This is a genomic window from Pantoea sp. SS70 (assembly GCF_029866845.1).
GTDB classification, from domain to species: domain Bacteria; phylum Pseudomonadota; class Gammaproteobacteria; order Enterobacterales; family Enterobacteriaceae; genus Pantoea; species Pantoea leporis.
Genome location: NZ_CP117199.1, coordinates 555,993 through 570,457, shown reverse-complemented (window position 1 = coordinate 570,457; position 14,465 = coordinate 555,993). Strand labels below are relative to the sequence as shown.

General features: G+C 53.0%; 11 protein-coding genes and 2 tRNA genes. All 13 read right to left on the bottom strand.

The window, feature by feature from the left end; all coding sequences use genetic code 11:
- Positions 1-62: 62 nt before the first annotated feature.
- The 13 genes from PO881_RS02535 to glmM all read right to left on the bottom strand — a co-directional run bounded on the left by PO881_RS02535 (position 63) and on the right by glmM (position 14,465).
- Positions 63-1,964 carry a DEAD/DEAH family ATP-dependent RNA helicase gene (locus tag PO881_RS02535; RefSeq protein WP_280172402.1) on the bottom strand — a complete coding sequence of 634 codons (1,902 nt, stop codon included), beginning with the start codon at positions 1,962-1,964 and terminating at the stop codon, positions 63-65.
- Positions 1,965-2,141: 177 nt separating this feature from the next.
- On the bottom strand, positions 2,142-3,026 hold the full coding sequence (gene nlpI / locus PO881_RS02530) for a lipoprotein NlpI (protein WP_137385062.1): 885 nt from the start codon (positions 3,024-3,026) through the stop codon (positions 2,142-2,144).
- Between the two features lie 129 nt (positions 3,027-3,155).
- On the bottom strand, positions 3,156-5,294 hold the full coding sequence (gene pnp, locus PO881_RS02525; RefSeq protein ID WP_101762248.1) for a polyribonucleotide nucleotidyltransferase: 2,139 nt from the start codon (positions 5,292-5,294) through the stop codon (positions 3,156-3,158).
- 309 nt (positions 5,295-5,603) lie between these two features.
- Entirely contained in the window at positions 5,604-5,873 is a 270-nt protein-coding gene (gene rpsO / locus PO881_RS02520) for a 30S ribosomal protein S15 (protein ID WP_036620269.1), read from the bottom strand.
- A 133-nt stretch (positions 5,874-6,006) separates the two neighbouring features.
- Complete coding sequence (truB, locus tag PO881_RS02515) at positions 6,007-6,951, bottom strand: tRNA pseudouridine(55) synthase TruB (RefSeq protein WP_192412497.1); 945 nt, start codon at positions 6,949-6,951, stop codon at positions 6,007-6,009.
- Positions 6,951-7,358, bottom strand: coding sequence for a 30S ribosome-binding factor RbfA (gene rbfA, locus PO881_RS02510; RefSeq protein WP_101762250.1), 408 nt, complete (start codon positions 7,356-7,358; stop codon positions 6,951-6,953). The genes truB and rbfA overlap by 1 nt, the downstream gene beginning before the upstream one ends.
- Positions 7,359-7,423: 65 nt before the next feature.
- Positions 7,424-10,114 (bottom strand): translation initiation factor IF-2, encoded by a 2,691-nt coding sequence (gene infB / locus PO881_RS02505; RefSeq protein ID WP_064737725.1) that lies wholly within the window; start codon positions 10,112-10,114, stop codon positions 7,424-7,426.
- A gap of 17 nt (positions 10,115-10,131) precedes the next feature.
- The gene (gene nusA / locus PO881_RS02500) at positions 10,132-11,619 is read right to left on the bottom strand and encodes a transcription termination factor NusA (protein WP_101762251.1); all 1,488 of its coding nucleotides are present in this window, start codon (positions 11,617-11,619) and stop codon (positions 10,132-10,134) included.
- Positions 11,620-11,643: 24 nt separating this feature from the next.
- The gene (gene rimP, locus PO881_RS02495) at positions 11,644-12,096 is read right to left on the bottom strand and encodes a ribosome maturation factor RimP (RefSeq protein WP_137386838.1); all 453 of its coding nucleotides are present in this window, start codon (positions 12,094-12,096) and stop codon (positions 11,644-11,646) included.
- 212 nt (positions 12,097-12,308) lie between these two features.
- Positions 12,309-12,385, bottom strand: a tRNA-Met gene (locus PO881_RS02490).
- A 59-nt stretch (positions 12,386-12,444) separates the two neighbouring features.
- Positions 12,445-12,531 (bottom strand) — tRNA-Leu (locus PO881_RS02485).
- Between the two features lie 49 nt (positions 12,532-12,580).
- On the bottom strand, positions 12,581-12,916 hold the full coding sequence (gene secG, locus PO881_RS02480) for a preprotein translocase subunit SecG (protein ID WP_007886689.1): 336 nt from the start codon (positions 12,914-12,916) through the stop codon (positions 12,581-12,583).
- 214 nt (positions 12,917-13,130) lie between these two features.
- Positions 13,131-14,465 (bottom strand): phosphoglucosamine mutase, encoded by a 1,335-nt coding sequence (gene glmM / locus PO881_RS02475; RefSeq protein ID WP_101762253.1) that lies wholly within the window; start codon positions 14,463-14,465, stop codon positions 13,131-13,133.

Sequence of the window (14,465 nt, the reverse complement as noted above, 5' to 3'; positions counted from 1 at the left end):
CTTTCCACAGGCATAAAAAAAGGGACGCATTAGCGTCCCTTTTTACTTTTCGCGTTTATCGCTTATGCGTCACGACGACGTGGTGCAGCAGCGCCTTCTGGACGCGGGCCACGACCACCTTCACGGCTGAAGCGTCCGCCTTCACGGCCACCTTCACGACGTTCGGAGAAGCGACGTGGAGCGCCTTCGCCACGTGGAGCACCATCACCGCGCGGTGCGCCATTGCCACGACGTTCGCCGCCAGCAGATGGACGACGTTCGCTACGCTCGTGCACTGGCGCATCACCCATCAGCTGCATATTCATCGGTTTGTTCAGAATACGCGTACGAGTAAAGTGCTGCAGCACTTCGCCCGGCATGCCTTTCGGCAGCTCGATGGTTGAGTGAGTACCAAACAGCTTGATGTTACCGATGTAACGGCTGCTGATGTCACCTTCGTTAGCGATCGCGCCAACGATGTGACGAACTTCAACACCATCATCACGGCCCACTTCAATGCGATACAGCTGCATTTCGCCAACGTCACGACGTTCACGACGTGGACGATCGCCATCGCGGCTGTCACGGCTTTCGCGTGGACCACGAGAATCACGTGAATCACGACGCTCAGGACGATCGCTGAACTCGCGACGTGCTGGACGCGGTGCTTCTGGTGGCAGAATCAGTGGACGTTCGCCCTGAGCCATTTTCAGCAGTGCTGCGGCCAGCGTTTCGATATCCAGATCTTCGCCCGGCTGCATTTTGCTCAGCAGTGCGCGGTACTGATCCAGATCGCTGCTTTCCAGCTGCTGCTGTACTTTCGCCGCGAACTTAGCCAGACGACGCTCACCCAGCAGTTCTGCGTTCGGCAGCTCAACTTCTGGAATGGTCAGCTTCATGGTGCGTTCGATGTTGCGCAGCAGACGACGCTCGCGGTTCTCAACGAACAGCAACGCACGACCTGCACGACCAGCACGGCCGGTACGACCGATACGGTGAACGTAAGACTCTGCATCCATTGGGATATCAAAGTTTACGACCAGACTGATACGCTCAACGTCCAGACCACGTGCTGCAACGTCGGTCGCGATCAGGATGTCGAGACGACCATCTTTCAAACGCTCCAGCGTCTGCTCACGCAGTGCCTGGTTCATGTCGCCGTTCAGTGCTGCGCTGTTATAACCGCTGCGCTCCAGCGCTTCGGCCACTTCCAGCGTGGCATTTTTGGTACGCACGAAGATGATGGCTGCATCGAAATCTTCCGCTTCCAGGAAACGAACCAGCGCATCAGTTTTACGGCCGTAAGCGGTCCAGTAAGACTGAGAAATGTCCGGGCGCGTAGTCAGGCTTGACTGGATGCGCACTTCCTGTGGATCTTTCATGAAACGCTTGGTAATACGACGAATCGCTTCTGGCATGGTGGCTGAGAACAGCGCGGTCTGATGACCGTCTGGAATCTGCGCCATAATGGTTTCAACGTCTTCGATGAAGCCCATACGCAGCATTTCATCCGCTTCGTCCAGCACCAGACCGCGCAGGTTAGACAGATCTAACGTGCCACGCTTCAGGTGATCCAGCAGACGACCAGGGGTACCGACAACAACTTGTGGTCCCTGACGCAGTGCGCGCAGCTGTACGTCATAACGTTGGCCGCCGTACAGGGCTACCACGTTAATGCCACGCATATGTTTAGAGAATTCTGTGACGGCTTCAGCAACCTGTACCGCCAATTCGCGGGTAGGTGCCAGCACCAAAATTTGCGGTGCTTTAACAGTAGCATCAATGTTGTTTAGCAGCGGCAGTGAGAATGCCGCAGTTTTACCACTACCGGTCTGCGCCATACCCAACACGTCACGGCCAGCCAGCAGGTGAGGAATACACTCAGCCTGGATTGGAGAAGGCTTTACGTAGCCCATACCGTTCAGTGATTCGAGGATGTCGGCGTTCAGGCCAAGGTCAGCAAAAGTGGTTTGAATATCAGTCATGTAGTACACGTGCCTCTTAGATTGCGGCGGCCAGTCTACATAACTCGTCGTGAAAACTTTCAGTCATTTTCATCAAAAAGTGTGAACCGGCTCAAATTAGAAGTTTTGACGAACAGAAAAGCCCTCATCTCTGAAGATGATGACTTTACAGGTATTCAGGCAATAAAAGTTCGTCAGCTATTGCTGGTCAGATTCTGATAAATCGTCTTGTGTCTGGCCGAGTTGCGCCAGTTCCAACAATGCGTATCGGTGCTCAACAAAGTTATTTACGTTGTTGGCCACCGCCAGTTTGAACAACGCTTTCGCGTCGTCCTTCTCCCCCAGACTTAGGTAATACTTACCTAAATAGAAGTTGGTTTCACTGAGATGTTCAGCGAGCGAGGTGTTATCCGTTGCGTCCGCCTTGAGACGTTCCATCAGCGTTTTTTCACTGATGTCGCCAAGGTAGAACTCGACAATATTCCATCCCCATTGATCGCGAACCGCTTTGTCATGACGCTGTCTCAGCGTAACTTTTGCCTTGTCGGCATCCATATCGCTTTCAACGAGATAGAGCCAAAGGCTGCGGAATGGATCGTTAGGATCGTCTTGATAAAACGCCAGCAGATCATCTTGCGCTAACTTGTATCGACCGCCGTAATAGAGGGCGATACCACGGTTTAAATGCGCATAGTTGTAAGTTGGATCAAGCTCAAGTACAGAATCAAACGCTTCATAGGCAGCATCAAAGTTGCCTGCCTGCGTTAAGTATATACCGAGATAGTTAAATACCTCAGGCATATCTGGTCTTATAGACAGCGCTTGCGAAAAATCGTTCCGCGCTAATGCCCTCAGACCCAAACTATCATACAACACTCCGCGCTCATATAATAGCTGTGCGCGTTCATCATCGGTCAGGGCACGACTGGCAAGAATTTGTTCCATTCGCGCCAGGATCACCTCTTGCTGCAGTGTGGGCTGCAAAGGTACTGCCAGAACTTCGTTCTTACGCCAATTGGAGTTGCTGCATCCTGCCAGCGTGAGAGCTGTCGCAACAAAACACCAGCGCAAAAAAGGCTTCATTTCCCACTCCCGAATACAAACATTGGGACAACCATCCTGTCATCCTCCTGCTGTGCACAAGGATTCCCGCCCTCGCGATGATCTAAACACCTCTCCCCGCAAAGCAGGGAGAGGTAAATCGGTAAACGCTTACTCGGCGTCAGATGCATCAGATGCAGCGGTAGCAACTTCTTCCGCTGGTTTCTGCTCTGTCGCTTCTTTGATGCTCAGGCGTACACGGCCCTGACGGTCCACTTCCATCACTTTCACTGGAACTTCCTGGCCCATCTGCAGGTAATCGGTCACTTTCTCTACGCGCTTGTCGGCGATCTGAGAGATGTGCACCAAACCTTCTTTACCGCCGCCGATTGCCACGAAGGCACCGAAATCAACGATACGTGTCACTTTACCAGAGTAAACGCGGCCAACTTCGATCTCAGCAGTGATCTCTTCGATACGACGAATGGCTTCTTTGGCTTTCAGGCCATCAGTAGCAGCAATCTTCACGGTACCGTCATCTTCGATTTCGATGGTGGTGCCGGTTTCTTCGGTCAGCGCACGGATCACTGAGCCGCCTTTACCGATGACATCTTTGATCTTGTCTGAACTGATTTTGATGGTGTAAATGCGCGGCGCGAACTCAGAAATTTCCTGACGCGGCGTGCTGATTGCCTGTTCCATCACGCTCAGAATGTGCAGACGCGCACCCTTTGCTTGGTTCAGAGCAACCTGCATGATTTCGCGGGTGATGCCTTCAATTTTGATATCCATCTGCAGCGCAGTGATACCGTCGCGGCTACCCGCTACTTTAAAGTCCATATCGCCGAGGTGATCTTCGTCACCCAGGATATCAGACAGAACCACAAAGTTGTCGGCTTCTTTAACCAGACCCATCGCAATACCGGCTACGGCTGCTTTGATCGGTACGCCAGCATCCATCAGTGCCAGAGAAGCACCGCACACGGAAGCCATTGAAGAAGAACCGTTAGATTCGGTGATTTCTGAAACCACACGCACGGTGTAGGGGAAATCCGCTTGCTTAGGCATTACTGCCAGCACGCCGCGCTTCGCCAGACGACCGTGACCAATTTCACGACGCTTCGGTGAGCCAACCATACCGGTTTCGCCCACGCAGTATGGAGGGAAGTTGTAGTGGAACAGGAAGCTATCGGTACGCTCGCCCATTAACTCATCCAGATTCTGCGCATCACGTGCGGTACCCAGCGTTGCGGTAACCAGCGCCTGCGTTTCACCACGGGTAAACAGTGAAGAACCGTGCGTGCGTGGCAGTACGCCAGTGCGCACATCCAGGCCACGAATCATATCTTTCTCACGGCCATCGATACGCGGTTCGCCACGGATGATGCGGCTACGAACAACACTCTTCTCAAGGTCGTGAACGATGTCAGCGATATCGCCAGCATCCAGCGTTTCATCTTCAGCCTGCAGTGCAGCAATGGTCGCGTCTTTCACTGCGCCAACCTGAGTGTAACGCTCTTGCTTATCAGTGATGCGGTAAGCGTCGCTGATGCCCGCTTCTGCCAGTGCAGTAACGCGTGCGATCAGTGCGTCGTTAGTTGGCAGTGGCTGCCAATCCCAACGTGGTTTACCCGCTTCGGCAACCAGCGCATTGATGTTTTCGATAACGATCTGCTGCTGGTCGTGGCCGTATACCACAGCGCCCAGCATCTGCTCTTCGGTCAGGATGTCAGCTTCTGATTCCACCATCAGCACCGCGTTCTGGGTACCGGCAACAACCAGGTTCAGACGTGATTCGTTGATTTCATCAGCAGTTGGGTTCAGTACGTACTGATCGTTGATATAACCCACGCGCGCTGCGCCGATTGGGCCATTGAACGGCAGGCCTGACAGAGCCAGCGCAGCAGAGGCACCGATCATCGCAACGATGTCTGGGTTAACCTGTGGGTTAACAGAAACAACGGTTGCAATAACCTGCACTTCGTTAATGAAGCCTTCCGGGAACAGCGGACGAACTGGACGGTCAATCAGTCGTGAGATCAGGGTTTCGCCTTCGCTTGGACGGCCTTCACGACGGAAGAAGCTACCCGGGATACGACCAGCAGCGTAAGTACGCTCCTGATAGTTAACCGTCAGCGGGAAGAAATCCTGACCTGGTTTAGTTTTTTTCTGGCCAACAACGGTAACGAATACAGCAGTGTCATCCATGCTCACCATTACTGCAGCGGTAGCCTGGCGCGCCATCATGCCGGTTTCCAGCGTGACGGTATGCTGACCATATTGGAATTTGCGTACGATCGGGTTCAGCAAAATTTAAGTCCTTAAATTCAGAGGCGCAGCCCATTCTGGCGCGCCGGGGATTACCGATCTTCAGTTGCATCCTCGCGACTAATGACAACCTTAACCGCCCATGCGGTAAAGCCTCTCATTAGCCGCGCGAACCTCTGCAAGCAAAGATCACTCTCTGCAACAATACATGAGTTTGGTCCGGATTGCTGCGGATTGCTCGAAAAAAGGGGCCATAAAGGCCCCCTTTTCGCGAAACTCGCACAAATCTGATCGTCAGATGCGTTTTTTTGCATGGTGCATGCGCTACATCCTTGATCAGATTCTTCAGACTTAGCGACGCAGACCCAGGCTTTCGATCAGACCGGTGTAGCGAGCAACGTCTTTACGCTTCAGGTAGTCCAGCAGCTTACGACGCTGAGATACCATGCGCAGCAGACCGCGACGGCTGTGGTGATCTTTCTTGTGCTCAGAGAAGTGACCCTGCAGGTGGTTAATCTGAGCAGTCAGCAGAGCAACCTGAACTTCAGTTGAACCGCTGTCGTTGGTACCACGACCGTATTTAGCAACGATCTCTGCTTTAGCTTCTACGCTTAGAGACATAATAAACTCCGTTGGATAATGAATGTATGGGTGCCGATCTCTAATTCAGCAGCCCGCTTTTAAAGCCGCGCCATTCTACTCTTCGCCTGATAGCAACGCAAATGCGCCGTTAGGTCAAATGCGAAAGGCTTGATTACGCAGGAAATTCTACCACCAGACGACGCGGCGCCACGCGCCCATCGTCGGCAATTTCGGCCATACCAATGAATTTGTGCTCATCACCTTCCGTCACGCGCACCAATCCCTGTTCCGGCGCATCCGCCACCTGAACCGGCATACCTTGTTTGAAATAAGCCGCCACCGTAGGCAGCAAATTCACCATCGGGAACTCTTCTGCCGGACTATCCATCGGCAGCAATAACGCATCGAGCGCACTGTAATCCGGCGTTTCCGCCATGTTGACGGTGGCCGCCACTTCCTGCAGCTGCTCCAGCGTCACCATTCTTTCGATCGGATAACGCGCCACCTGCAGACGACGCAGCATGATAACGTGCGCACCGCAGCCAAGCCGTTCACCGAGATCGTCGATGATAGTGCGGATGTAAGTGCCTTTAGAGACGTGAATCTCCAGCTCCAGTTCATCACCTTCCCAGCGAATAAACTGCAGCTCAAACACTTTGATCGGGCGCGCTTCACGCGGCACGGTTATGCCTTCACGTGCGTACTCGTACAGCTTGCGTCCCTGATACTTCAGCGCGGAGAACATGGTCGGCACCTGCATGGTGTCGCCACGAAAATAGTCCAGCGCTGCATCCAGTGCCGCCTGATCAAAAGTAATCGGACGCGTCTCAACAATATTACCGTCGGCATCAGACGTATCGGTGCGTTCACCCAGCCGAGCAATGACGCGATAACGCTTGTCCGAATCGAGCAGATACTGCGAAAACTTGGTGGCTTCGCCGAGGCAAACCGGCAGCATGCCGGTCGCCAGGGGATCGAGGGCGCCGGTGTGGCCCGCTTTGTTCGCGTTGAACAGACGTTTTACTTTCTGCAGCACATCATTGGAAGATGCGCCTTGGTGCTTATCCAGCAGAAACACACCGTGGACGTCGCGACCGCGACGACGAGGACGACTCATTAGTCCTCCTTGTCATCTTCCGCCGGGCTATCGCCACGACGCTCAACATCGCTCTTAATAACGTTGCTGACCAGGTTCGACATGCGCATACCTTCGATCAGCGAGTTGTCGTAGAAGAAGGTTAGCTCCGGCACGATGCGCAGGCGCATCGCTTTACCTACCAGCGTACGGATATAGCCAGAGGCTTCTTTCAGCGCCTTCAGGCCGTTTTGCACTGCTTCTTCATCTTTATCATTCAAAAAGGTCACAAACACCTTGGCATAGGCAAGATCGCGCGACACTTCGACGCCCGAAACCGTCACCATCATACCGAGACGTGGATCTTTAATTTCGCGCTGCAGGATAATTGCGATCTCTTTCTGCAACTCCTGAGAAACGCGCTGTTGGCGGCCAAATTCTTTTGCCATTATTCTTTCTCCCAAATAATTCGGGAGGCCAGAGGCCTCCCAAATTGCAACACATCAAATGATGATCAATCGATGGTGCGTTTAATTTCAATCACTTCGAACACTTCGATCATATCGCCAACGCGAACGTCGTTATAGTTCTTCACGCCAATACCACATTCCATGCCGTTACGAACTTCGTTAACGTCATCTTTGAAGCGACGCAGTGATTCCAGTTCGCCTTCATAGATAACCACGTTGTCACGCAGTACACGGATTGGGTTGTGACGTTTGATGATACCTTCAGTGACCATACAGCCCGCGATGGCACCAAACTTCGGTGATTTGAACACGTCACGTACCGCAGCCAGACCGATAATCTGCTGTTTGAACTCTGGAGCCAGCATACCGCTCATCGCAGCTTTCACTTCGTCGATCAGATTATAGATGACGGAGTAATAACGCAGGTCAACGTTTTCAGCGTCAATCACGCGGCGAGCAGATGCATCAGCACGCACGTTGAAGCCGAGAATGATGGCGTTGGATGCTGCAGCCAGCGTGGCGTCGGTTTCGGTGATACCACCCACGCCTGAACCAATAATGCGTACTTTCACTTCGTCGGTAGAGAGTTTGAGCAGCGAATCAGAGATGGCTTCAACAGAACCCTGTACGTCAGATTTCAGCACGATGTTCAGCTCAGACACTTCGCCTTCAGTCATGTTGGCGAACATGTTCTCCAACTTAGACTTCTGCTGACGCGCCAGCTTAACTTCGCGGAATTTGCCCTGACGATACAGTGCAACTTCACGCGCTTTCTTCTCATCACGTACTACAGTCGCTTCATCACCCGCAGCCGGCACACCGGACAGACCGAGGATTTCGACTGGAATGGATGGACCTGCTTCCAGTACTTCACGACCCAGTTCGTCACGCATCGCACGTACACGGCCATATTCGAAGCCGCACAGTACGATATCGCCTTTATTCAGCGTTCCTTCACGTACCAGCACGGTAGCAACCGGGCCACGACCTTTGTCGAGGAACGATTCAATCACTACGCCGCTGGCCATACCTTCACGGATAGCAGACAGTTCCAGAACTTCAGCTTGCAGCAGAATCGCATTCAGCAGGTCGTCGATACCGGTACCGGCTTTCGCAGAGACGTTAACGAACATGTTCTCACCGCCCCACTCTTCCGGAAGAATTCCGTACTGGGTCAGTTCGTTCTTAACGCGGTCTGGATCAGCATCTGGCTTATCAATTTTGTTAACCGCAACAACCACTGGCACACCGGCTGCTTTCGCATGCTGGATAGCTTCAACGGTCTGAGGCATCACGCCATCGTCAGCAGCCACAACCAGGATAACGATATCCGTGGCCTGCGCACCACGAGCACGCATTGCGGTAAACGCGGCGTGTCCCGGGGTATCGAGGAAGGTGATCATACCGTTGTCAGTTTCAACGTGGTAAGCACCAATATGCTGGGTAATACCGCCCGCTTCGCCTGATGCCACTTTCGTTGAACGAATGTAGTCAAGCAGCGAGGTTTTACCGTGGTCAACGTGACCCATGATGGTGACGACTGGCGCACGGCTTTCCTGCGCAGCATCGGTGTCACGATCGTCCATTACCGCTTCTTCCAGCTCATTCTCGCGGCGCAGGATCACTTTGTGACCCATCTCTTCCGCAACCATCTGAGCGGTTTCTTGATCGATAACCTGGTTAATGGTCGCCATGGCGCCCATCTTCATCATCGCTTTAACGACCAGAGAACCTTTGATCGCCATTTTGTTGGCCAGTTCAGCAACGGTGATGGTTTCACCGATGACAACATCGCGGTTAACCGCCTGAGCTGGCTTGTTAAAGCCCTGCTGCAGGGTGCTTGGCTTACGATGCTTACCGCCTTTGCCGCCACGCACCTGAGCACGCGCTTCTTCGCGATCGGTTTTAGCTTCAGAATGCTTGTTGCCTTTCTTAACCGGACGAGCCGCTTTGGTGGTGCGAGCACGTGCACGGCCAGCTTCTACCTGGCGATCGTTCTCGTCTTCTGCCTGACGGGCGTGAGTAGAGGTAGTGACGTGATAGTCGCCTTTATCCTCTTCTTCAGGTTTTGCCCATTCAGCGCCTTTCTCTTCAGCCAGGCGGCGGGCTTCTTCAGCCACGCGGCGCGCATCTTCTTCCAGCTTACGGCGTGCTTCTTCTTCTGCTTTACGTTTCAGTTCGGCAGCTTCTGCTTCACGACGGGCTTTATCAGATTGCGCAGCCTTGGCTACTACATCGGTAGGTTGATTAGTCAATTTCTCTTTTTCCGCTGCTTCACGTTTAGCCTTGTCAGCGGCTTCGCGCTTGGCTTTGTCTTCGGCTTCACGTTGCGCTTTCTGTTCAGCTTCGCGACGGGCTTGTTCTTCCGCCTCGCGACGCGCCTGCTCTTCCGCTTCACGCTGCGCCTCGGCTTCTGCTTCTGCCTGAGCTTGCTCAGACTCTGCATCGCCTTTCACGTATGTGCGCTTTTTGCGGACTTCGATTTGTACCGACTTACTTTTACCCCCGGTGACGGGAATATTCAAGGTGCTGCGCGTCTTGCGCTGCAAAGTCAGCTTGCTTGAACCGGTCTGACCGTGCTCACGATTCAGGTGAGACAGTAAGGTTTCTTTCTCTTGCTGGGATACCGCATCGTTTTCAGACTTACGGATCCCTGCATCAGCAAATTGCTGTACCAGGCGATCGACCGGGGTCTGAATTTCGGCGGCCAGCGATTTTACGGTTACATCTGTCATGCTGTTCCTTCCTGTTATTACGCGTCATCGCCGAACCAGCAGATATTACGTGCAGCCATAATCAGCGCACCGGCTTTCTCGTCATCCAGCCCTTCAATATCTGTCAGATCGTCAACACCTTGCTCAGCGAGATCTTCCAGCGTGCAAACGCCTTTCGACGCCAGGCGATACGCCAGCGCACGATCCAAGCCCTCAAGATTCAGAAGATCCTCAGCGGGCTCCTGATTACCAAGGCTCTCTTCTTTCGCTAATGCCAGGGTGGTTAACGCATTTTTTGCTCGTTCACGCAGGGCTTCAATGGTCTCTTCATCGAGGCCGTCGATTTCCAGCAGCTCGTTGATTGGCACATAAGCCAATTCTTCCAGCGAAGAGAAGCCCTCTTCCACCAGAATGGTGGCGAACTCTTCGTCGATGTCGAGATGTTTGGTGAACATATCGATCGCTGCATGGGCTTCAGCTTGGTGCTTAGCCTGCAGATCATCGACGGTCATCACGTTTAGTTCCCAACCGCTCAGTTGGGAAGCCAGACGCACGTTTTGGCCGTTACGGCCGATCGCCTGAGCCAGATTGCCGGCTTCAACAGCGATATCCATGGTGTGATTATCTTCATCCACCACAATTGACGCCACATCGGCTGGCGCCATAGCGTTGATAACGAACTGCGCCGGGTTGTCGTCCCACAGCACAATGTCGATACGCTCGCCACCCAGCTCGCTCGAAACCGCCTGGACACGCGCACCGCGCATACCGACGCAAGCGCCCACTGGATCAATACGTTTATCGTTGGTCTTCACCGCGATTTTGGCGCGTGAACCCGGATCGCGCGCTGCCGCTTTGATCTCGATAACTTCTTCGCCAATTTCTGGCACCTCAATGCGGAACAACTCGATCAGCATTTCTGGTTTAGAACGGGTGACGAACAGCTGCGCGCCACGCGCTTCAGGGCGAACGGCATACAGCACACCGCGGATACGGTCACCTGGACGGAAGTTTTCACGCGGCAGCATGTCTTCACGCAAAATCACGGCTTCAGCATTGCTGCCGAGGTCCAGTGAAATGTTGTCACGGTTCACTTTCTTCACCACGCCGGTGATGATTTCGCCTTCGTGTTGACGGAACTGATCAACCACCATTGCACGCTCAGCTTCACGTACTTTTTGTACGATAACCTGCTTAGCAGTTTGGGTGGTGATACGGTCGAAGGTGACAGATTCAATCTGATCTTCGACAAATTCGCCCAGATTGAACGCTTCGTCTTCATAACGGGCTGCATCCAGCGTGATCTCGCGAGTCGGCTGCGTGACTTCTTCTACAATCTGCCAGCGACGAAAGGTGTCGAAATCGCCGCTGCGGCGATCGATGCTGACACGCACTTCGATCTCTTGCTCATACTTCTTTTTGGTCGCAGTGGCCAAAGCGCTCTCCAGCGCTTCGAAGATTTTCTCACGCGGCAGGGCTTTTTCGTTAGAAACGGCTTCTACTACAGCTAAGATCTCTTTGTTCATCCTGGTTAGCCTCAATCCGGACTTTTAAAAGTGGGGGACCAGGTTCGCTTTCTGAATGTTGCTCAGCGCGAACACTTCATCGTTACCCTCAACGGTCACCGTGATCATCTCGCCTTCAACAGACTTGATGATACCCTGCCATTTACGGCGGTTTTGTACGGCCATGCGTAGTACCAGGCTCACCTCGTCACCGACAAAACGTGCATAGTGTTCAGCAGTGAAAAGAGGACGTTCGAGACCCGGCGAGGAAACTTCAAGGTTGTAAGCCACGGTAATTGGATCTTCCACATCCATTACTGCGCTAACCTGGTGGCTAACATCGGCGCAATCATCAACATTGATACCCTCTTCACTATCAATATAGATGCGCAGGGTTGATGTGCGACCACGAATAAACTCAATACCGACTAATTCGTAGCCAAGCGCTTCTACTGGAGCAGAGATCAACTCTGTCAATTTTTGCTCTAATGTGGACAAGCCCACCCCCAAGACATAAAAAAAGGGCCTATAGCCCAGTGTTTCGATTTCCTGATAACAAAAAACCCCGAATATTCGGGGCTTTTTGTGACTGGACCCTGTACGCCGCATAGCGGCTTCGGAGCACAATCCAAAAGAATTTTTTTCAAAAATCACTGAGATTGCGTCCGTCGATGCATACAGTATATTTGAAAAAGAACTCTAAGGGAAAGTGGTTGCGGGGGCCGGATTTGAACCGACGACCTTCGGGTTATGAGCCCGACGAGCTACCAGGCTGCTCCACCCCGCGTCCGAAAACGTGGCGAATAATACGCCGACCTTGCAAAAAATGCAAGTTAAACTGAGATTTGGTACCGAGGACGGGACTTGAACCCGTAAGCCCTTTCGAGCACTACCACCTCAAGGTAGCGTGTCTACCAATTTCACCACCTCGGTACATCACTAGACTGCGACGTTGTTTTATCGCACTACAGCGTTGACGATCTTACTGCGGGATATCATTGCCCGGTGTTGCCGGTTTAGCTGGCTGAGTCTGCTGTTCAGACTGCGCCGGCGCAGTGAGGTTATCCCACTCGCTACCTTTGGCTGTTTTATTACTGTTCAGGTTACCCAGAACCAGGCTGATGATGAAGAACAGCGTAGCCAGTACCGCGGTCATACGAGTCATAAAGTTGCCAGACCCATTTGAACCAAACAGCGTACCAGAAGCGCCTGCACCGAATGAGGCTCCCATATCAGCGCCTTTGCCTTGCTGCAGCATGATCAAACCCACGAGGCCAATCGCTACAATAAGGAAAACAACTAACAGAGCTTCGTACATAATCAACCTGTTTCCTTGCGCGTATCTGCACAGTTAAAGCTTCAACCAATATCGATGGGGAGTCTCGTCATCACCCATCAGAAGCGGGTGTGAATACTAACCAAAGGCACATACCTCTGCAAGTGCAATTTTCACCATCGCTTTCGATTGCGGAAAAAAGCACCATCCCGGTGATTTTGCAGGCGGAAAGTTTAAAAACTCCCCGCCTGAAAACTTACACCGCTTTTACTGCATCCGCGATTTTATGCGCCAGCGCACTGACCTGCGCCTCATCTTCACCTTCCACCATCACACGAATCAGGGGTTCAGTGCCGGATTTGCGCAGCAACACGCGACCGCGTCCCGCAAGCGTTTTTTCAGCTTCCGCAGTGACAGCTTTCACGCTTTCGCTTTCCAGCGGATCGTGCTCGCCAGCGAAGCGCACATTGACCAGAATCTGCGGCAGCATTTTCATGCCACTGCACAGGTCGTGTAGCGTCATATGGTTGCGTACGATTGCAGTAAGCACTTGCAAACTTGCTACGATGCCGTCGCCGGTGGTGGTTTTATCCAGCAGAATGACGTGACCGGAGTTTTCGGCTCCTAGACGCCAGCCCTTCTCCTGCATTTTTTCCAGCACATAGCGGTCGCCCACTTTCGCACGGGTAAACGGAATACCCAGCTGTTTCAGTGCCAGTTCCAGACCCATGTTGCTCATTAACGTGCCCACCACGCCACCGCGCAGCTGGCCCTGACGCAGCCCTTCACGCGCAATGATGTAGAGAATTTGATCGCCATCGACTTTGTGACCTAAATGGTCAACCATCATGATGCGGTCGCCATCACCGTCGTACGCCAGTCCGAGATCGGCCTTCTCTTCCAATACGCGATGCTGCAGCAAACGCAGATCGGTCGCACCGCAATCTTTGTTGATGTTCATGCCATCCGGCTGCACGCCGATAGCAATCACATTCGCACCCAGCTCACGCAGCACATTAGGCGCAATGTGATACGTCGCGCCATTCGCACAATCGACCACAATCTTTAGCCCATTCAGGCTCAGCTCGCTTGGGAAAGTCCCTTTGCAGAATTCGATGTAACGACCAGCAGCATCGACAATGCGACTGGCGCGGCCCAGTTCAGCCGACTCTACGCAGGTGATCGGCTTTTCCATCTCCAGTTCGATGGCTTCTTCAACTTCATCCGGCAGCTTGGTACCTTCAGCCGAGAAGAATTTGATGCCATTGTCGTCAAAGGGATTATGAGAAGCTGAAATGACAATACCCGCTTCCGCGCGGAAAGTGCGGGTCAGATAAGCAATTGCAGGTGTCGGCATCGGGCCGGTGAAGGCCGCCGACAATCCCGCCGCCGCCAGGCCCGCTTCCAGTGCCGATTCCAGCATATAGCCTGAAATACGCGTATCTTTACCAATCAATACTTTGCGTGAACCCTGGCGCGCCAGCACCTTACCGGCCGCCCAGCCTAACTTGAGGACAAAATCAGGGGTAATCGGTGCTTCACCGACTTTGCCGCGAATCCCATCTGTACCGAAATATTTACGATTACTCAT